Annotated in this window: 17 protein-coding genes and 3 tRNA genes; 13 read left to right on the top strand and 7 right to left on the bottom strand. The window is 49.3% G+C overall.

Features of this window, described 5'->3' with window-relative positions; translation table 11 throughout:
* Window positions 1–37: 37 nt before the first annotated feature.
* The 3 genes from ACO064_RS01640 to ACO064_RS01630 are packed head-to-tail and all read right to left on the bottom strand — an operon-like array spanning window position 38 to window position 2,965.
* Entirely contained in the window at window positions 38–1,213 is a 1,176-nt protein-coding gene (locus ACO064_RS01640; protein WP_421825683.1) for an acetyl-CoA C-acyltransferase, read from the bottom strand.
* Window positions 1,214–1,238: 25 nt separating this feature from the next.
* Entirely contained in the window at window positions 1,239–1,946 is a 708-nt protein-coding gene (locus ACO064_RS01635; protein WP_421825681.1) for a tetratricopeptide repeat protein, read from the bottom strand.
* Between the two features lie 56 nt (window positions 1,947–2,002).
* The gene (locus ACO064_RS01630) at window positions 2,003–2,965 is read right to left on the bottom strand and encodes a vWA domain-containing protein (protein ID WP_421825680.1); all 963 of its coding nucleotides are present in this window, start codon (window positions 2,963–2,965) and stop codon (window positions 2,003–2,005) included.
* A gap of 206 nt (window positions 2,966–3,171) precedes the next feature.
* On the opposite strand from ACO064_RS01630, the gene ACO064_RS01625 reads away from it, so the two are divergent.
* The 6 genes from ACO064_RS01625 (at window position 3,172) to ACO064_RS01600 (ending at window position 10,107) form a co-directional block, all read left to right on the top strand.
* Window positions 3,172–3,261, top strand: a tRNA-Ser gene (locus ACO064_RS01625).
* Window positions 3,262–3,341: 80 nt separating this feature from the next.
* Window positions 3,342–3,415: transfer RNA gene (locus ACO064_RS01620), tRNA-Pro, on the top strand.
* Between the two features lie 162 nt (window positions 3,416–3,577).
* Window positions 3,578–3,883: an ISAon1 family transposase N-terminal region protein gene (locus tag ACO064_RS01615; protein ID WP_421825547.1), complete on the top strand. Its 306-nt coding sequence runs from the start codon at window positions 3,578–3,580 to the stop codon at window positions 3,881–3,883.
* 48 nt (window positions 3,884–3,931) lie between these two features.
* Window positions 3,932–4,918, top strand: a complete 987-nt coding sequence (locus ACO064_RS01610) for an ISAon1 family transposase (RefSeq protein ID WP_421825679.1) — start codon at window positions 3,932–3,934, stop codon at window positions 4,916–4,918.
* Between the two features lie 2,233 nt (window positions 4,919–7,151).
* A complete protein-coding gene (locus tag ACO064_RS01605) occupies window positions 7,152–8,633 on the top strand; it encodes a PAS domain-containing sensor histidine kinase (protein WP_421825678.1) in 1,482 nt (493 codons plus the stop codon).
* Between the two features lie 625 nt (window positions 8,634–9,258).
* The gene (locus tag ACO064_RS01600; protein WP_421825677.1) at window positions 9,259–10,107 is read left to right on the top strand and encodes a DUF1206 domain-containing protein; all 849 of its coding nucleotides are present in this window, start codon (window positions 9,259–9,261) and stop codon (window positions 10,105–10,107) included.
* 125 nt (window positions 10,108–10,232) lie between these two features.
* Here ACO064_RS01600 and ACO064_RS01595 read toward each other — a convergent pair whose 3' ends face one another.
* Together ACO064_RS01595 and ACO064_RS01590 are read right to left on the bottom strand one after the other, a co-directional pair.
* Window positions 10,233–12,566 (bottom strand): T9SS type A sorting domain-containing protein, encoded by a 2,334-nt coding sequence (locus ACO064_RS01595; protein WP_421825676.1) that lies wholly within the window; start codon window positions 12,564–12,566, stop codon window positions 10,233–10,235.
* A gap of 428 nt (window positions 12,567–12,994) precedes the next feature.
* Window positions 12,995–13,234: a hypothetical protein gene (locus ACO064_RS01590; protein ID WP_421825675.1), complete on the bottom strand. Its 240-nt coding sequence runs from the start codon at window positions 13,232–13,234 to the stop codon at window positions 12,995–12,997.
* Window positions 13,235–13,423: 189 nt separating this feature from the next.
* Between ACO064_RS01590 and ACO064_RS01585 the strand changes: the two genes are divergently transcribed.
* The 4 genes from ACO064_RS01585 (at window position 13,424) to ACO064_RS01570 (ending at window position 15,097) form a co-directional block, all read left to right on the top strand.
* Window positions 13,424–13,891 (top strand): VOC family protein, encoded by a 468-nt coding sequence (locus ACO064_RS01585; RefSeq protein WP_421825674.1) that lies wholly within the window; start codon window positions 13,424–13,426, stop codon window positions 13,889–13,891.
* A 74-nt stretch (window positions 13,892–13,965) separates the two neighbouring features.
* Window positions 13,966–14,039, top strand: a tRNA-Arg gene (locus ACO064_RS01580).
* A gap of 91 nt (window positions 14,040–14,130) precedes the next feature.
* Window positions 14,131–14,355 carry a hypothetical protein gene (locus ACO064_RS01575; RefSeq protein WP_421825673.1) on the top strand — a complete coding sequence of 75 codons (225 nt, stop codon included), beginning with the start codon at window positions 14,131–14,133 and terminating at the stop codon, window positions 14,353–14,355.
* Window positions 14,356–14,536: 181 nt separating this feature from the next.
* Entirely contained in the window at window positions 14,537–15,097 is a 561-nt protein-coding gene (locus ACO064_RS01570) for a cupin domain-containing protein (RefSeq protein WP_421825672.1), read from the top strand.
* Window positions 15,098–15,116: 19 nt separating this feature from the next.
* Here the strand turns inward: ACO064_RS01570 and ACO064_RS01565 are convergent, their stop codons facing one another.
* Both ACO064_RS01565 and ACO064_RS01560 read right to left on the bottom strand, forming a co-directional pair.
* The gene (locus ACO064_RS01565) at window positions 15,117–15,497 is read right to left on the bottom strand and encodes a DUF3037 domain-containing protein (RefSeq protein WP_421825671.1); all 381 of its coding nucleotides are present in this window, start codon (window positions 15,495–15,497) and stop codon (window positions 15,117–15,119) included.
* Window positions 15,478–16,272, bottom strand: coding sequence for a HipA family kinase (locus tag ACO064_RS01560; protein WP_421825669.1), 795 nt, complete (start codon window positions 16,270–16,272; stop codon window positions 15,478–15,480). The genes ACO064_RS01565 and ACO064_RS01560 overlap by 20 nt, the downstream gene beginning before the upstream one ends.
* Before the next feature lie 267 nt (window positions 16,273–16,539).
* Here ACO064_RS01560 and purL point away from each other — a divergent pair, with 267 nt between their 5' ends.
* From purL to truA, 3 genes are read left to right on the top strand one after another with little or no spacing between them, the layout of a single operon-like run.
* On the top strand, window positions 16,540–18,789 hold the full coding sequence (gene purL / locus ACO064_RS01555; RefSeq protein ID WP_421825668.1) for a phosphoribosylformylglycinamidine synthase subunit PurL: 2,250 nt from the start codon (window positions 16,540–16,542) through the stop codon (window positions 18,787–18,789).
* A gap of 15 nt (window positions 18,790–18,804) precedes the next feature.
* Complete coding sequence (locus ACO064_RS01550) at window positions 18,805–19,407, top strand: Uma2 family endonuclease (protein ID WP_421825667.1); 603 nt, start codon at window positions 18,805–18,807, stop codon at window positions 19,405–19,407.
* Window positions 19,408–19,446: 39 nt separating this feature from the next.
* A complete protein-coding gene (truA, locus tag ACO064_RS01545; RefSeq protein WP_421825666.1) occupies window positions 19,447–20,217 on the top strand; it encodes a tRNA pseudouridine(38-40) synthase TruA in 771 nt (256 codons plus the stop codon).
* Window positions 20,218–20,254 lie beyond the last annotated feature (37 nt).

Below are 20,254 nucleotides of genomic sequence, written 5' to 3'. Positions count from 1 at the left end.
TAAATAAAAAAGTGATTGGTTCGCTTAAGGTTACAGATTACATTTTCTCAATCACCAGTGCCGACGCCCCTCCGCCACCATTACAAATGCCAACGGCGCCAATGTGTCCGTTGCGCTGTTGCAAAACGTTCGCCAACGTCGTTACGATTCGCGCACCGGACGCCCCCAGCGGATGTCCCAGTGAAACCGCCCCGCCGTTGACGTTTAGTTTCGCCTGCGGTATTTCCAGAATCTGGCTGCACGCCAGGGCTACGACGGAAAACGCTTCGTTAATTTCGTAATAGTCAACGTCTTCCGGTTTCACCCCCGCCCGTTTCAAAGCCGCCGGAATGGCCAGCGTGGGGGAGGTAGTGAAAAGGGCCGGTTCCTGTTCCGCATCGGCGTAACCCAGAATGCGGGCAATCGGCTTTAGTCCCAGTTCCTCCGCCTTTTTCAGACTCATCAATACCAGGGCCGACGCACCATCATTGATGGTCGACGCGTTGGCGGCCGTAACGGTGCCATCGGAAGAAAAAGCCGGTTTCAGCTTCGGAATTTTGTCGAAAAATACATTCTTATACTCCTCATCTTCGCTTACCGTCAGGCTGCCTTTGCTGGTCGGAACGTCAACCGGGATGATTTCGGCCCCAAAACTACCATTTTTCGTGGCTTCTGCGGCCCGCTGGTACGATTGAATGGCAAAAGCATCCTGAGTTTCGCGACTGATGTTGTATTTGGTTGCAGTTTGATCGGCAAAAAAGCCCATTGTACGCTGGTCAAACGGATCGACCAAACCGTCTTTGGCCAGCCCATCGATCAATTGCCCGTCGCCGTATTTATACCCAAAGCGCGCTTTTGGAATGTAGTAAGGCGCATTCGACATGCTTTCCATACCACCGGCGATGATGACGTCGGCCTGGCCCAACTGAATGGTTTGAGCCGCCATCATGATGGCTTTGGTTCCCGATGCGCACACTTTATTGACGGTTGTACAGCGGACGTTCACCGGCAAACCGGCTTTCAATGCCGCCTGCCGGGCCGGGGCCTGCCCCAGATTGGCCGATACGACAATTCCCATAATGACTTCTTCCACCAGTTCAGGAAGGATACCGGCTTTTTGATAAGCCGCCCGGATCGCCAGCGCACCCAGTTCGGTCGCGGTCAGGGGTGCCAACGCCCCGCCAAAGCTACCAATCGGCGTACGGACGGCCGAGACAATTACTACGTCATTCATATGAAAGGGGTTTTGCCCGAGCGACCTAATAGGTATTGAATGTAAGCCGGTCTTTCGTTTTCGCCTTTTGTTTTCGCTGGTGGATGTACTGCACTTCGTTGGCCTGCATGGAATTCAGGATCGATAAAGCCTGTTCTTCCGATAGATTCAGTGACCGCAGCCGACGCAACAACTCGTTTTTAGTGTCTCCCTGTTCCACTTCCGTTCCGCTCTCTTTGCCCCGCTCCAGGACTGTTTCCGTTTCTTGCTGCGATTGCTGGGGTTTGGGCTTGGGTCGCTGGGAACTGTTCTGAATGGGCTTTCCGGAGTACGTTTTTTTGATCAGTTCATAATTGAACTGGGCGGGCTCAAGCGCGGGAACGGCAGTAAGTGCTTTCCGGAACAAGGTCAGTGCTGCGGTTGAATCGCCCTGCAAAACCGCAATGACACCCAGTTGGATTTCGGCTGCCGCGGCCAGGTCGGGTTGGCTGACCTGCGCCACCAGCCGGTAATGTTTCTGGGCCTGGGCATATTGCCGGAGGTGAAAATAGGAGTGAGCCAGGTTCAGCCGGGCCGACGGTTCCACAAACAGTGCCGAGTTGACCAGAGCAACGTATTGCTCGGCCGCGCGTTTGTAATTACCGGCCTCGTAGGCCCGTAGCCCTTCAATCCGCGCGATGTTATCATGCGAAATCTTATCGAAAGAGCGATTGTCGTACAACCAGAGCAATACCGATAAAATCAGGTAGGTCATATTTGGGCTTAAAACGTTCGCAAAAATACGAACTCTTTTGGACAACTGGAACGGGTTTACAGCTTAAACGTTCGAACCGTCACCAGGATGTCGATGGCGATCAGCACCAGCGCAACGACCAGAAAGTAATAGTATTTATTGGTTGTCACCTCCAGCTTGCGCTGATCGACCAGCCGGTTTTCCATCGTCTGGATGGCCGAAATGAGGGGTGTCAGGTCACCGGATGAGGAGGTCAACTCCAGGTACGAGCCACGGGTATCTTTTACAAATTGTCGCAAGTAGCTGCGGTTCAGGCGCGTTTGCACAATCTTGCCATCTTTGTCGCGCAGGTTGCCTTTGGGTGTTGGAATGGTGCTGCCATTTTCGGTGCCGACGCCTATGACGAAGGGCGCAATACCGTATCTTCGCAATTGGCCGGCCAGCGCCGGGTCACACTCCCCAAAATCTTCGCCATCCGTCAGCAGAATTAACACTTTGGTTTGGGTCAGATCCGAGGTTTCGGCCAGTTGTTTCCGCAGGGCCAGTTCTACGGCGGAACACAGGTTGGTGCCGGATTCGGGGACGAGCTTCGTATTTAGCGACTGGATGAACAGCGTTAGCGCACCCTGATCCGACGTTAGGGGGGCATGGACGTAGGCTTCGGTGGAGAAAACCAGCAGGCCAAAGCGGTTGCCGGGCAGCGCGTCGATCAGCCGTTTTAGTTCATATTTTACTTTTTCCAGCCGCGTGGGCGGAATGTCGGTTGCGTCCATGGATTTGGAAAGATCGACGGCGATGTAAATATCTTTTCCTTCCGAGACCAGTTCTTTTTCGACGACCCCGAAGGAAGGGCCTAGCAACGCAATCAGCAGCAGGGTGAAGTAGCCGGTTCGCAGAAAAAACTTCGGAATGGTGGCCCAGGCGGTGGTGCCCAGCAAGCGGGCCACCCGAAAAGTTCGAAAAAAATAATAGCCATAGAGCAGCACGAAGACAGCTATGAAGAGGTATTCGGTTTGGGTCAGACTATGATTCCAGTTCATGCAATTCGCAAAGGATCAGGACATCAACGAACCGAAGGCCGTTGGATTGACTCCGTGAAGCTGCGAAATTAGGAGGAAATGACCGGATGGCCTATTGGAGATCACAAATTGCCGCGAAACTTTTTTGGCTGAAATCTTGGCGAAACGGCGGGAATACCTCTATATTTGTGACCCCAACAACGCCACAGCGGCTTTGGGGTTGTCCTGGAGAGATGCCTGAGTGGCCGAAAGGAACAGTTTGCTAAACTGTCGTACTGGCAACGGTACCGAGGGTTCGAATCCCTCTCTCTCCGCCAGAATGTAAATAAGAGGGATTTTAAAGGCCCCGATTTTCTTTTCCAAATTAAAATCGTACCTTTGTGCTCTCGAAAGTAATCGGGGTGTAGCGTAGCCCGGTATCGCGCCTGGTTTGGGACCAGGAGGTCGTAGGTTCGAATCCTGCCACCCCGACGCTAAAAACCGCCTAAATTTAACGATTTAGGCGGTTTTTTTTGTGATATCTGCTCGTAATTGTATTTTTCGGATCAAGTGCAAAAGTTGTGGATCAAGTGCAAAAGTTGTGGAGGGCGTAGGATTTTTTTAGGTTTGTGTTTTTAATCAAACCTGACCGTCTTGGAGAGTTTCTTACCTTTAGTCGAATACCTGTTACCTGATTTTATCGTAGCCTATTATGAACTGACCCGTGTCGAGAAGTCTTCGGATCTGCTTCATGTTTATCTGGAAGAGAAAAACTACCCGGAGTCCGATCCCGCTAAAGCATTTCTTTTATCGAAGGGTTTCTTACCTGAAATTACCATCCAGGACTTCCCCATCCGTGATAAACGGGTTTTTCTTCATATTAAACGTCGTCGCTGGCCACCGTGGCGCGGCTCAATACCCAGACCGGTCACATCCAGCAAAGAGATTGGTCACAGGTAGCAGAGGGAACGCGAATGACGAAAGAATTCGCGCTTTTTTTAAACCAGCTTGACGGATTTATCCCCCCACAGTACCAATAGCCTGGGTCGTTTATATGGCGTTGACGGAAAACGTTTGTCCCGCCAGTATCGGACCCATTTGAGCCATTTTCAGAACTGGTCCCAGCTAAAACATGCTAAACAGTGGCTGTTATATCCCCAAAATATAGGAACGCATTTGTCAATTGATGAGACTAGCCTTTCGCATGGCGAGTTATATACGATTCTGACCAATAAAGCAGCCAAAGGCCAAAAGGGCAGTATTGTAGCCATTATCGCCGGTACAAAAGCGGAAACCGTGATCGCTATTCTCCGGAAAATCCCCGAAAAGCTCCGCAAAAAGGTGACCGAAATCACCCTGGATATGGCGGGCAATATGAGCCTGATCGCCAAAAAAAGCTTTCCACGCGCCACTCAGGTCACCGACCGGTTTCATGTTCAGCAATTAGCCCTGGAAGCCGTCCAGGAGATGCGTGTCCAGTACCGGTGGGAAGCTCTGGATGCCGAAAATGCAGCCCTTGAACAAGCCAAATCAGCTCAAAACACGTATGAGCCGGAGCTGCTTTCCAATGGCGATACGCTCAAACAATTGCTGGCCCGCAGTCGGTATGTGCTCTATAAAAAACCGGGTGATTGGACTGAAAGCCAACGGGAACGGGCTGAACTGCTCTTTGATCGTTATCCTGCTCTAAAACAAGCCTATGAACTGAGTCAAAGCCTAAGCCACATTTTTGAGAACACCACCGACAAACTCTATGGCTTGGCCCGCCTAGCCAAATGGCATGAAAAGGTCCGGCAATGCGGTTTTAAGGCTTTCAACACCGTGGCCCGTTCGATTCAAAATCACTATGACACGATCCTGAACTACTTTGACAACCGCAGCACGAATGCCTCGGCCGAATCTTTCAATGCCAAAATCAAAGCGTTCCGAGCTCAGTTCAGAGGGGTAAGAAACGTTGAATTCTTTCTTTATCGATTAACGCAGTTATATGCTTAATCCAACTTGATCCACAACTTTTGTAATTGATCCTATTTTTCCAAGAGTGAATTGTGACGAAAATAACCCAAAATTCGAACCGTAGTCCTGGATCAATTCATAATGTTGTGGAGAGCATAGTATTTTTTTAGGTTTGTGTTTTCATCAAACCGGCCTGTTTTGGAACGCTTCTTGTCCATGGTCCAGTTTCTATTATCCGAGTTCATCCTGGAAAATTTCGATCGGACTGCCGACGCAGTTAAACCTCTGTCGATCGTGCTGATGCTTTCATGTGCATATCGAAGAGAAAAATGGGATCAAGTCCAGAGCTGGCAAGGCACTTTCTAAATTAGTGGTGAAACTGAGTGCCATTTAGCCACGGGCCGCTAGTGAGAAATATGACCCGCTGTAGTATAATTTTGCCATCAATCCCAGATACTTCGAAGTTTGCAATGTACAGGCTTATCTATTCCATTTTCTTTATTGGGGTGACCATCATAGGCCACATTCTCACGGATTATTTGTTTAGAAAAATCGGTTTACTGGTTATCCTTTCACCCGGCCCCATACTGATTGGTTATGGATTAATGAAAGTTGCCAGGTTTAAACAATACTGAGGTTTAATCGACTATTTCTCTACCCATGTTATTTAACTTTCTCAAGATAAAGTGTATCGCTGTTATTTGGTCTTATCAATGTAGTGTCTTTTGGGACATAGCCCGGCTTCGAGAAGGATAATTTTAAGGCAGGACATCCGAACAACCCGTAACTGGAAGCCATTAACCGATAGCGACCTGCCGAGTCAGATGTATGCATAAGAGGGAAAAGATCTGGGTTTTATCTCGGAGAGTAGACACTTTCGCAAGCGCAATTGGCGGCCCGGATATCTTAGCTAGAATGATCCCTTCCGAGCTGGTGAAGCATTTACAAGCAACTAAGAAATACGTAAAGAGTACAATTATTGTGCACTTTTTTGCGGAAAATATAGCTTGCATTTTCGGCTTTTTTTCCGGTGGAACCGGATCAGTCGCCTGATCCGGTTCCACTTCGGAAATAGGGTTTGTAATTGGCGGGCATCAGAACGACAGATCGTTATCTTTCACCTGGGGCATATTGGTCACTGTTTTCTCTTCACGCATTCAACGTAAAGCAAACGCCAGTGAGATTTCGCCAGTCAGAAAATGCCTGATTGTTGATTTGTGCCATAACTGTCCGGTTTTGTCTTAGAAAGATGATGATTCCTGAGGTACATTTGCATTTTACTTAAGAACTAAAGTTCGTGTGCATTATGAATAAAAAGAACTTTACTTCTTGGGTACAGATGCCGATGTTAAAATGCTATCGAAAATGTTCATCTTGCCACCAGGGCGACTTTTTCATCACCAGCAGTGCCCACTACCGGCGGTTTAATGAGATGCAGTGTGGGGAAGCACGCATTCTGGAACCGGGATTTTACTGGGGGGAATGTTATTGAGCTACTCGTTTTATACGATTTATGCTCTCCCGTTTTTTGTGCTCGTGAACTACCTGAAATTCGATCTGGATTATTACCTGATGGGTCTGGTTCTCACACGGGTTTTCAAAAATTCATGAATCAAAGCTAGCTGCATTAAGCAGCAAACATATATATGTACTAATCTATTGTCTGCTTTCGGGCACGATACTCAGTCGTTAAGCACGCTGAAGTTGATATTTTTTGGGTATTCCCCCAAAAGTGTATAAAACTCCTCCTTCCGGCGGGCGTGTAAACCATGCCTCATACAATATCTGGAAATCTCTCGAAATTATTAATTCAAGTGTCTCTCTAAATGCAATCAACAAGTACCCTTAGCTACAAGCGAATCAAAATCCTCTTTGCTGGTTTGAGGAGGGTATCTCATTATATACGTACTCCGTCTGCGCTACGGGGGCAACTTTTGCACGTTACTACTTTTCCATTCAAGTCGGTAAGTTCTTTCAGGGCGAAGAAGTGGAGTTTGTATCGAATTAATTGGAAGTGCTAAAATTAGTGGTTCCAAAGACAGTTTCAATTCGATAAATAGTAACGTTTTTTGGGCTGATTATTAATAAAATCTTATTTAGTTTTTTTATGTTGAAAAATCAAACACGATCGGTCAACTTTCTGAATAGTGGTGGGGAAATGGGAGTACTAACCCGAGCTTTTGATTGGGAGAGTACTCCACTGGGCAACCCCGAGGACTGGCCCCTGAGCTTGCTTACCACGGTATCACTAATCCTGTCATCCAAGTTTCCCATGGTACTGTTCTGGGGCAACGAGTTGATCCAGTTCTACAACGACGCTTTCCGGCCTAGTTTAGGCAATCAGGGGAAGCATCCGGGTGCATTGGGCCAGCGGGGTCAGGATTGCTGGCCTGAGATCTGGCCGACCATCAAGCCCCTGATCGATCAGGTGCTAGCCGGAGGGGAATCTACCAGGAGTGAAAACCAACTCCTGCCGATCTACCGAAATGGTCAAATGGAGAATGTTTATTGGACGTTTGGTTACAGTCCCGTTTTGACGGATTCTGGTCGGGTCGCCGGAGTTCTGGTCGTGTGCCAGGAAACGACGCAATTGATTATTGCTCAACAAAAAATTCAGCAAAGTGAAGAGCGCTTTCGCACCATTGTTGAACAGGCTCCCCTGGGAATTGCTCTACTGAGTGGTCGGAATATGGTCATTAATGTCGCTAATGAAGCGATGCGCGAAATCTGGCGGGAAAGCTCCTTTGTTGAGAACCCCTCTGTTGTTGGTATGGAATTGATCGAGGCTCAGCCGGTCCTCAAAGGACAACGGTTCATCGAACTACTGGAAGCCGTTTACGACACCGGAGTGCCCTACTTCGGCACGGGAGAACGGGCTCTGATCAAGCGGAATGGAACGTTGCAGGACGCTTATTTTAACTATACGTATACCCCTCTTCGTGATGTATCCGGAACCATCACCGGGGTAATGGTTATGGCTGCTGAAGTCACTTCCCAGATAGAGAATGAATTTATCCTGCAACAATCCTTACAACGCGAGCAGGAGCTTAACCACCTCAAATCCCGGTTTGTCTCCATCGCTTCTCACGAGTTTCGTACCCCCCTGACCGTCATTCAAAGTAGTACGGATTTGATCAAACTGTATCTGGCAAAACCCCAGGATATTGCTAAGCCCTTCATCGAAAAGTATGCAGAGGTTATTTCTAGACAGATTGAACATGTGAACGAGTTGATGACGGATTTGCTCACCATGGGAACCATTGAAGCGGGAAAAGTTTCGTTTCATCCGCTTTGGACCGATGTCGTAATGATGTGCCAACACGTTATTGACCGGCATTTCAGTGATCGAATAGATGGTCGGATCGTCGATTTTTCACTGGAAGGGGTACCATATAGCATTTCCCTGGATGAAAAACTGATGAGTCATGTACTGGTAAACTTGTTATCCAATGCCTTTAAATTCGCTCCGGATAGCCCGCAACTGGTACTGCGCTTTACGTCCGAAACGGTTATGATTCAGGTGATCGACACGGGTATTGGCATTCCCGCCAGTGATCTTTCAGCCTTGTTCCAACCCTTTTTCCGAGCCGGAAATACCTCCTCTATTCAGGGAACCGGCCTGGGGCTTGTCATCGCCCGGCAGTTTGTAGAACTTCATGGGGGTACACTGAGTGTTCACAGTGTTGAAGGAATAGGAACTACTTTTTCAATCGTTTTGCCAAATAGCCCTGTAGATTCCCTGAACGTTAAATAACCAGTGAGGTCCACCAATTTCCAGACCGCTCAAATATTGAGGATCGGACGTTCATAAGGTCTAGCTAAAAGCAATTACCCTTTCCTTAATTTTTTACTATTTGGCTATAGCCTACTACTGGCAAGAATAGGTAAAGTCCCTAACTTGATACGAGCGTGTAGTGGATCCACCGGCCTCTTTCTGTTCTTCAGTAGCATATTGACGTTTACGTCTTTATGTATATAATTGTTCATTTAATGAATAATTTACATTAAATCGAGTTTTACTTTCACTTTTAATTTTCAAATTATTATCCTGCAGAAAAATCCATACCGTGTGCACGTTCTGTTTTCAGACCTGATCGAATTTGCCGTAAACGCCCAGTTTGGCAATATCCATCAGCGAGGTTAAAACGCCTTCCCCGTTTTTGTACAGGGGCGATTCGTCCGACTTTTCCGCATCATCGTAGACATCCTGATACGACTCAAAGAACCGGTTATTTCATCCTTCCATAGTATTTCAGCACCGTATTCAGACCGCCATAAGCTGGTTCCGCAGCGAATCATAAAACATTTAGAATCTAAATCAATTATGTTATTTACAGCAGTCCGACTGTGCGGAAAGCAACTTACACATAACGATTTCGATGATGAACTTATCCGGCATCTCCTCCCACTTACCCTCGACCCAGCCTGAATGGGTGAAACGTTTTGCCAGGTTTGGCCTGGTGGCCAAAGGAGTGGTTTATTGCCTGGTTGGCGTACTGGCGTTTATGGCTGCTTTTGAAATTGGCGGTAGTACGGAAAGTAATCTCAATAAACAGGGCGTTTTTCGATTTATACTGGCTCAACCGTTCGGGCAGTTTTTGCTGGCACTGGTGGCCACAGGCCTGGTCTGCTACGCCCTCTGGCGGCTCACACAGGCTTTTCTTGACAACGAGCACAAGGGAACCGACGCCAAAGGCATCGGTCGTCGGTTAGGGTATGCCTTCAGCGGATTGGTCTATGGATTCCTGGCCTATGGCTCTTTCCGGATGGTACTGGGTAGCCGGGGTAATCATGGCGGAGACAATTCGCGCCAGACCCTCGTTCGCGAACTACTGCAGAAACCGTATGGCCAATGGCTTGTCGGCCTGATCGGCGTCTGTATCATTGGCATCGGGGTGTACCAAATCTACCGGGCTATGTCTGGTAAATACCTGAAAAATGTCCGAACCTCTTCCATCAAAACAGAACTGAAAGAGATGATCATCCGGTCCGGGAAAATTGGATATATCGCGCGGGGAATCGTCTGGGGTCTGATCGGCTACTTATTTATAAAAGCGGCTATGGAGTCCAATGCCCGCGAAGTCGGAGGCAGTAGCAGTGCTTTTGCCTTTCTGGAGAAAGCCAGTTACGGCTCTTTCCTGCTTGGCGCCGTGGCACTGGGCTTGTTTTGCTACGGTATATTCATGTTTGTACGCGCCCGGTACGAAGTGATCAACACGAACAGCTAAGTCTCTCTTTCGGGATGGCAGCAGCGCGGTTTACCGGTCGAAAAAAGCGGCTCCACTCGACTGTGCGCTCTCGCTTTTAAAGCCAGGGCCGAGTGAAGTGGAGCCGGTTATGATCGGTGAACAGGTTATTTTTTCAGGAACTTAATGCTTTGGCCCTGCTGCCCTGTCGTGGCCTGCAGGATAAAGAGCCCGGTCGGCAACTGATCAACCCCAAACACCTGATTGTCTTTTCGTTGGTCAGGATTGATGGTTCGGGTTTGGAGAACATGGCCTTGTAAGTCAGTAATTCGTAACTGGATTGGTGTCTGAGCGGACCCGGCCAGTTGAACACGGAGTTGGTGACGTACGGGGTTTTCCAGGATTCGGACCGTCAGTTTTTGGCCAAATTCGCTTTCTCCAAGACGCGCATTCGAATTGGGGCTACAGTAAGCCGGTAAATCAAACAGATAGCTTACCGTTTTACCATTCTGGGTGGCCTGAATGGGGATGGGCTTGGGGTCGAACCGTAAACCGGCTTCCACCGTTCCCGTATTACTCGTGACACTGGAACGGGCGATACCCGGTGCCGCAAAGGTAATGGTGCTTCCATCTCCGCCCGTCGTATTAAACGTTATGGCCCCGGTGACACAATCGTAGGTGGGCTGAGTGAGCGACAGGCTACCTCCACCCGGAGAAGGCTGCCCACCGTTGCAGTAAGCCGGTAAATCAAACAGATAGCTTACCGTTTTACCACTCTGGGTAGCCTGAATGGGGATGGGTTTGGGGTCAAACCGTAAACCGGCTTCCACCGTTCCCGTATTACTCGTGACACTGGAACGGGCGATACCCGGTGCCGCAAAGGTAATGGTGGTTCCATCCCCACCCGTCGTGTTAAACGTAATAGCCCCGGTATTGCAATCATAGGTGGGCTGGATTAGCGACAGACTCCCTCCACCCGGAGCGGGTTCTCCGCCGATACAATAGGCTTTGAGGTCAAACGCAAGGCTTACCGTGACGCCATTTTGAGTAGCCTGAATCGGGATGGGTTTGGGGTCAAACCGTAAACCGGCTTCCACAACTCCTGAGTTACTGGCCGGTGTGGCCTTGCTAATGCCCGGTGCCACAAAAGTAATAGGGCTACCGTCACCGCCTGCGGTATTGAAGGTAATGGCCCCGGTATTGCAATCGTAGGTCGGAGCTTTGAGCTGCAAAGCGTTAACGAAAGCCGCCTGCCGACGGACCCAAACGGCTACTTTCCCTTCGGCATCGACCCCACCAAATAGCCGGGGTGATGTCGTAGTGCCTGCTATCAGGTAGGTTCCGTCGGGGTTGACGATGACACGACGGGCTTCTTCATTTCCCGGACCTCCCCCTTGTTCCTGCCATTCGATGTCCAAATTGGGAGAATACTTCGTGATCCGGTAGTCCGAATGAGGCCCATTGGGATAGCGGTCTGTTAATTTATCAACGGCAATACACCCGCCATCGGGTGTTGTGGCAATTGAAATGGAATGTTGACTGTTATTTTCTTCCGAATCAGGCAATGGAACGCCTTGAATGATATTAAGTTGTTCGTCGAGTTTAAACACCGCCCTGGATGTAATCCAGCCGTAATTTCCGATGGCAAAATAACCGCCTTTCCGCGGAGAAAGTGCGCGCAGGACCCCATTCTGTCGGCCTACACTTTGCCAGACAATCGTGCCTGTTTCATCAATTTTAAAATCAAATGAAAGCCCATAACTCATATCCGGATTCCCTGTAATCGTAGGAGCAGTAGTCTGAGCATGAATCAGGTATCCTCCGCCCTCTGAGGCTCGAACCGCTTTAAATAAAAACGTTATACCACTTCCGCCAACGGATTTATACCAGCTTAAAGTAAGATTTTGGTCAACCTTTGCTAACACAATGTCCAGGCGCTGGTCAGGCGTAGTGGATGGGTATTCATAGCCAACCAACAAAAACCCACCATCGGGAGCGGGAACCATATCGCCCAGGCTACGCGGTTTTGTAAACTGATCGGGCAATACAAGCGCATTGTAAAAATTTATGTAACCCGCCGGGTTATAACGAACAAATCCAAAACTGGACGGGGCAAAACTGGACGAAAAATTTCCCGCTACCACAATGTCTCCATTCGGCTGGGTTTGGACGGCAGAAGGGAAAAAAAAGTCTGGTAAAGCCGTAGTCCAGGCGACTTTGCCGGTAGGGTCCAGTTTGGTGATAAAAGGTCTACTCTGGTTGTTGACAAAGTAAAAAGGGTGTGCTATGATGACACTACCACCGTCTGGCGTGCGGGCCATTTCTACGGAACTAAAAAGTTCGCCCCGGCTAAAATCCGGCGTATTGGTTTTATCGAAAACCGTTTGCCAGTAAACAGGTGGAATAGGGTACTGGGCAAACAGCGAAGAGAGGCTTCCCCACAGTGCGATGAATAGTAATAACCCCTGGCGTGTCAGGGTTAAACGGTAGTTGTTTTGCATAAGAAATGTAAGGTTAATACGGAATATAAACTTGTTTAAACTGCCAGCCCTTCTCGATCAGGGTTGTAGCTGGCTTAAAGTTAAAAAAGAATACAACTATGTTGATATTAATTTTGTGCGTGGACATAAAATGACTTACTAACACTATAAAACGAATCGATAGTTGGTATAACCGGGCTTATGAGATGGTTTAAATCCGGGAGATACGCAAGGTGTCCTAATTACCTGAAGCCAGAATGGATGGGGCGGTCAGGCCAAATAATAAAGAGAAGTGAATGCGGATGTTTTGACGTCTGTTCTGATGTCTGTTTAAACGTCAAAATTGGCGTTTATTTTGACGTTGGCATTGCGGTCGAAATGCCAGGCCATTCAGTCGGGCATGAGATCCCGCTTCTGTCGGTTTTCGGGTAATTCACCAGGTCAAAACGTCATTCTTTTTCACGCTTCAGGGCATAAAAAGCTGCTTCGAGCTTTCGGGTCGTCCTCTGATCGTCTGAGGAGCAGGAGCCAAAACCGTCCCCTTCCCGCTGGTCCCAGTTAACTTTTGACCAGTCAATGGTCGGGTCAACCCGACTGATGAGCTGGATCAGGGAGTCTTTGAGGTTTCCGGATTTTTGATCATCCGGGGATTTACCCGTTGCGTCATTTTGTTCATCGAAGTTGTCCATGGTTCAGTATAAGCTTGATTCATTTTTTAAAACCCGTCCAATTCACGAAAGGATTTCTGGTGGTATAGTTACTACCGAAACCGGTTCCGATGGCGTAATCGACCCTTTAGATTGTCGCGTTTACCCCCGTCTTCCCAGCGGTAATGGTGATACATTTGTTGAAAAGAATTACCCTTTTCTACGACTCCGATGACAAGCCAGCCAAAAGTTACCCCGTTTCTGTGGTTCGATAACCAGGCCGAAGAGGCCATGAATTTTTACGTTTCAATCTTTAAAAATTCAGCAATTCTGAGTCTGAATCGAATGGGTGCCGATGGGCCGGTAATGAGCGGAACCTTTCAGCTCGAAGGACAAAAAATCATGACCTTAAATGCCGGCCCACACTTCAAATTTAATGAAGCCGTATCGTTTTTTGTCAACTGCGAAACGCAGGAAGAAGTGGATGAATTATGGGAGAAACTTTCTGAGGGAGGCTCCACATCGCGGTGTGGCTGGTTGAAAGACCGATACGGGTTGTCGTGGCAGATTGTTCCCACCGTTTTAGGGGAGCTTTTATATGATAAAGACCCCGGCAGGTCCCAGCGGGTGATGCAGGCCCTGATGGCGATGGATAAGATCGATATTGCTACCCTGAAGCAAGCCGCTGGGGGACTGTAAGTTCATGAATTAGACAATGAAATGGTGTTTTCTTGTGGAATTGCGGCTAATCCTGTACTTTTGGACTCGATTTCGGTCCCGTAGCTCAGTTGGATAGAGCATCTGATTTCTAATCAGACGGTCTTTGGTTCGAATCCAAACGGGATCACCGGATGTCAAGTCACGTAGCCGCTCTTTTGGAAGGGTGGCTATTTTCTTTTGTATACAATCTGATCAGGACAAATTTAGCCGATTGAGCAATGAACCCGGAGGAAGAGAAAGAATTTAATGATGCCTACCGGCAAATGGTCCATTGGCTCAACCTGCACCTGGAATCAAAACGGGCGGAAATGCTGGCTTTGGCCAAAACCAAAGGAAAGCAGGGCTATACCGCTACCCAATACGCCATTATGTCGTTTTCGGGATCGACAGGCTTGTTTCTGAAAGAAGTTTACGAAGGTAAACACGATAAACCGGTTGAATGAATCACCCACCCTGCGGACGGCGTCCTGAAATCCAGCATTATTGATAACATGAAATTACGTTAAATAAAAAGGACAAGGCTTTCTGCAATACCCATTGTATTTTGAAGATGAATCCACCCTTACTCTAAAAAACTGGGAAAAGAAAGGTGGTTTATTAAAAACGATTCTGACAAATGTATGCATGAAACGTCGAACCTTTATCCAAACGACACTGGCTGTGACCCCCGCAGCCATTCCCATTCAAATCTTCGGGAGAAATGACCGGGCAGTAAAAGGATTTAAAGTCAATAACGGAGAGGGGCGGTATCATGGTCATATTCAATTGAAAGGCGTCAATTCGAATATTCTGGATGTTAAAATATCCGGTAAAGACACTAATGGCGATTTGGCCGTGTTTGAACAGACCTCTCTATCGCCAAAACGCGGTACTCCGCTCCATGTTCATCCCAATCAGGATGAGATTTTTCAGGTTCAGGAAGGAGAATACCAGTTTCTGGTAGGCCAGGATAAATACCAACTCAAAGCAGGCGACAGTATTTTTCTGCCCCGGAAAGTTCCGCATGCCTGGACGCAGGTCAGTGAGAAAGGAAGAATGACCGTCATTCTTCAACCCGCAGGCAAACTGGAGGAGTTTTTCGTAACCATGGCTTCCCTGGAAAAAGAGCCTTCAAATGAAGAAATTGCCAAAATCTTTGCCGACCATGACATGCAGGTTGTTGGTCCTCCCTTGAAAGTAGACTAACAATTCGGACTTCCCGGCGCTACTGCACCAGTTGCTCAAAAAGTTGTTGTAGCTTTTCTCCCGCATCGTCACATAAACCGGTATGCGTCGGCGAGGTTTGTACAATGGTGCTGCGGTTGGCGGTGAGCCACCGAAACCGGGACGCAATGGGTAATTGACCAATGGCCCCGCCTTCCCGACGACCCGCGCAGATTCGTTCAAAAGCCCGGAGCCGTTCGTGGAGTTCCGGAATGTCGATCTCGCGGCAAAACGCACACAGCCGTACTGCATTCAGTTCAAACACGGTTTTCAAAAAGCCCTGCGCCGGGCAATACAGAATGACGCCGACGTTGAGAAATTCCTCCCGTTCGACGCGCGGTACGACCCGGATGACGGCGTACTCAAACAAGTGTTTTGGCATGTTGCGCTTCCTTGACAAAAATTTCTGAATGGGCGAGCCGGGTTTCCAAAAACCGGGTGTAAACGAGCCGCTGCTCCTCTGCTGAATCGGCAAAACCTTCCTGAACCAGCCACGCATCGGGAACAAGCGCCACGATGGACGCAATGCGCTCGGGCGTTAAAATCCGGCGAAATTCCGCATCGACGGTTTCGAGTTCAGTCGCCTTCGACAGCAGCACGTGGTCTTTCACGGCTCCGAACGGTTTGACGGCCTGTTCGGCCCAGTTCTGCCCTGAATGATGAAAATAGAGTGCCGCACCGTGGTCGATCAGCCACAGTTCTTTGTGCCAGATCAGCATATTGGTGTTGCGGGCGGTGCGGTCCACGTTGGTAATGAAGCAGTCGAGCCAGACGATTTGGGAAGCCAGCCGGGCATCGACGTCGTTCACAATCGCGTCGAAGGTGATGGCGCGGGACAGGTAATGAAGTCCCAGATTCAGCCCTCCGCTGGCCCGCAGCAAATCCTGAATTTCCTCATCCGGTTCGGTGCGGGCCATAACGGGGTCAAGAATAGCAAACACGATTTCGGGAATGCGGAAACCGAGGGCGCGGGCAATTTCCCCGGCAATCAGTTCGGCAATTAGCGCTTTCACACCCTGCCCTGCCCCCCGAAATTTCAAAACGTACAGAAAATCATCGTCGGCTTCCACAATGGCGGGCAGCGAACCGCCTTCGCGCAGGGGCGTCACATACCGGGTTACCTGGACGGTTCGAATTTGGGAATCGTTCGTACTCACAAGGTTTGATTAGTAATAAATTTGCCTTCCTTATTTTCGCCCTGAAGCCGTTTTGCCCCCAACCCCCTGAAGGGTGCTTCTCAATTCCGGCAAGCCACCTTCAGGGGGTTGGAGGCAAAACGGCTTCAGGGTTTAAACGGAAATTCGGGAAATTTAGGCCATTTTTTTGAGAAAACCGGGTCGATTTCCCGATTCGTTCGGTAATGACTTCGGCAGGATGACCGAAAAGCCTTACCTTTGCCGGAACGAACATTCTGCTCAATCCGCATGTCTGCCGAAACGACCGATCAATTACCAACCCTCGAAACGGCCCGCAAACTGGGTCTGCTTCCCGACGAATACGACCGAATTATTGCCATTTTGGGCCGTAAACCCAATTTTACGGAGCTGAGTATCTTCTCCGTCATGTGGTCGGAGCACTGCTCGTATAAAAACTCGATCATCTGGCTCAAAACCCTGCCCCGCGACACGACGGGCGATGCGCCGAGCCGGATGCTGGCTAAAGCAGGTGAAGAAAACGCCGGACTGGTCGACATTGGCGACGGGCTGGCCTGTAGTTTCAAGATCGAGTCGCACAACCACCCGTCGGCCATCGAACCGTATCAGGGCGCGGCCACGGGCGTCGGCGGTATTAATCGTGATATTTTCACGATGGGTGCGCGGCCCATTGCTCAGTTGAACTCCCTGCGGTTTGGCAATTTGTCGCTGCCCAAAACCCGGCGCTTGCTGAAAGGCGTCGTCAAAGGCATCGGCGATTACGGCAATGCGTTCGGTATTCCGACGGTAGGCGGAGAGGTTTATTTTGATGATTGTTACAACGTCAATCCACTGGTAAACGCCTTTTCGGCCGGGATTGTCGAAACTGATAAAGTGGCCAAGGCTACTTCCTACGGTGTAGGGAACCCGGTTTTTATCGTTGGTTCGGCCACGGGTAAAGACGGCATTCACGGCGCGACGTTCGCATCGGAAGATATTTCGGATAAATCGACCGAAAAACTCCCGGCGGTGCAGGTGGGCGATCCGTTCATGGAAAAACTGCTGCTCGAAGCCACGCTGGAGATCATTGCAACGGGTTATGTCGTTGGTATTCAGGATATGGGGGCGGCCGGTATTATCTGCTCGACCTCCGAAATGAGTGCCAAAGGCGAACACGGCATGTACATCGACCTGGACAAAGTGCCGACGCGCCAGCTCAACATGGAACCGTTCGAAATCCTGCTGTCGGAGTCGCAGGAGCGGATGCTGGTGGTGATTGAAAAAGGAAAAGAAGACGTGATCCGTCAGATTTTTGATAAATGGGATTTGAATTGCGAACAGATTGGCGTTGTCACCGATACCGGTCGTCTGCATTTTCACCGCTACGGTCAACTGGTCGCCGATGTGCCGGCCGATGACCTGGTGCTGGGCGGTGGCGCACCACAATACGAACGCGAATACCGCGAACCGGCTTATTTTCAGGAGTTTAAAAAGTTCTCTATTGATAGCATTCCGGATGTGGAGAGCGGTGAAATCCGGACTGTTGCCGAACACCTGCTGTCGCACCCCAATATTTGCTCACGCCGTTGGGTGTATGAGCAATATGACTCGATGGTGGGAACCGCCAACCGCAGCACGAACGCACCCTCGGATGCCGCCGTTGTCAGCGTCAAAGGTACCGACAAATCCATCGTCATTACGGTTGATTGCAACAGCCGCTATGTGAACGCCGATCCCGAAGAAGGTTGCGCCATTGCCGTGGCCGAAGCCGCCCGTAACATTGTTTGCTCGGGGGGGGAACCGCTGGCCATCACGAACTGCCTGAACTTTGGAAATCCGTATGTGCCGGAAGTCTACTGGCAATTTGTGGGTGCCATCAAAGGCATGAAAAAAGCCTGCGAACGGTTCAACACGCCGGTAACGGGCGGTAACGTCAGTTTCTACAACCAAAGCTCCGACGAAGGCCCGGTTTTCCCGACGCCAACGATTGGGATGCTCGGCCTGATGGAAAGCCCTGGCAACCGCATGACGCTCGGATTCCAGAAACCGGGTGATCTGATTTACCTGCTGGGTGAGTCAAAAAATGACGCCGGTTCGTCGGAATACCTCTATTCGTACCGGAACGTAAAAGGTTCTCCGGCCCCGGTTTTCGATCTGGAGGAAGAATTTACCCTGCAAGCGGTTGTAAAAGGAATTATCCTTGAAAAACTGATCGTTTCCGCGCACGACGTTTCGGATGGCGGTCTGTTCGTCACGCTGGCGGAATCGGCGATGGCGGGTGAAACCGGTTTTACGATTCAGACCGACGGCAGTTTCCGGAAAGATGCCTTCCTGTTTGGTGAGAGCCAGAGCCGGGTGGTGGTGTCGGTTTCGCCGGACAAACAGGCTCAATTCGAAGGATCACTGGAAAAATCGGGTGTTTCAGTTACGCTGTTAGGAACGGTTTCGGAAGGCGGTTTTGTGATCGACGGGGAGACGGTTTTGTCCGTTGTGGAAGCGAAGGAGTTGTATGACAACGCGTTGGGTAAGAAGATGCAATAAAGAACCTTTGATAATATGGACGCACTTCCGGTTGGAAAATCGATTTTAACGGCAGAAGAATATTTCAAGCTGGAAGAAGCTAGTGAAATTCGTCATGAATTTTATAAAGGACAGATCTATGATATGGCGGGGAGTACACTCCGCCATAACTTGCTGGTTGATAGCGTAAAAGATTTGTTGAAAAGCCATTTCCGCCCGAAAGGATGTCGGGTTTATTCCGAAACCGTCAAAGTAGAAGTTGTCAAAAATGAGTATTATCCGTATCCTGACATCGTTCTGACCTGCCATCCTTTCGATCTACAAAGCCAATACATCATCCGGCAGCCGAGCCTGATTGTTGAAGTTTTGTCCAAATCGTCGGTGGCTACCGATCGGGATTATAAGTGGGAGGAATACCAGAAAATGCCTTCCCTCATGTATTATCTGTTGATTAATCAGTATAAGCTGGGGGTGGAGTTGTATGCCCGGGTGGAAAATACGGATCGGTGGACTTATCAGCGGTATGTCCAACCGGACGATCTCGTGGTTTTTCCGCGCTTTAATTTTGAATTATCCGTCGGAGCCATTTACGAAGGCATCGATTTTACAGCGATCGACGAAGAACCTGCTCGGTCTTAAAAGAGGGTTTGGCGCATTGGGACGTTATTTTTGCATTTTATGCGCTACTTTATTCAACTTTCCTACCGCGGAACGGCCTACCACGGCTGGCAATTTCAACCCAACGGCATCAGTGTTCAGGAAGTTCTGGAGCAGAAGCTGAGCCTGATTCTGAAAGAACGCATTGCCATTGTAGGGAGCGGTCGGACGGATGCCGGGGTTCACGCCGAACAGCAGTTTGCGCATTTTGACATCGAAAAACCCATCGCTCTGACGGATTTGATGATCCATGCCCTCAACTGCATGTTGCCGCCCGACATTGCAATTCAGTCCATTTTTCCGGTCGATCCGGAATCGCACGCCCGGTTTTCGGCCACGACCCGCTATTACCAATACCGCATTCGGAAGCAGAAAAGTCCGTTTCTGGATTTCCTGGTCTACGTCTTTCGTCCGGAACTGAACGTCGACCTGATGAACGAAGCCGCCCAACTGGTTCTGCAACATACTGATTTTGAGAGTTTCAGCAAAGTACGAACTAACGTATCGCATTTTCGCTGCGTGATTCACCGGGCGGAGTGGCTGATCGAGAATGATCAACTGGTGTTCCACATCAAGGCCAACCGGTTTCTCTACGGCATGGTTCGAACGCTGGTCGGAACCATGCTGGAAGTGGGGCAGGGGCGAATGACGGTTGCCGAATTTCAGGAGATTTTGCTGGCGAACAACCGCCGGAAAGCCGGTCGTTCGGCCCCGGCCAGCGGGCTGTTTCTGGTCGAAGTGGGCTATCCGTCGGAAGTATTTAGTAAGAAAATGATGAATAATGAACGATGAATGATGAATTAGGGCTAATTTAGATACCTAATCATCC

Source organism: Larkinella sp., assembly GCF_965227735.1.
Classification (GTDB): domain Bacteria; phylum Bacteroidota; class Bacteroidia; order Cytophagales; family Spirosomataceae; genus Larkinella.
This window is presented reverse-complemented; position numbering and strand designations above follow the sequence as displayed.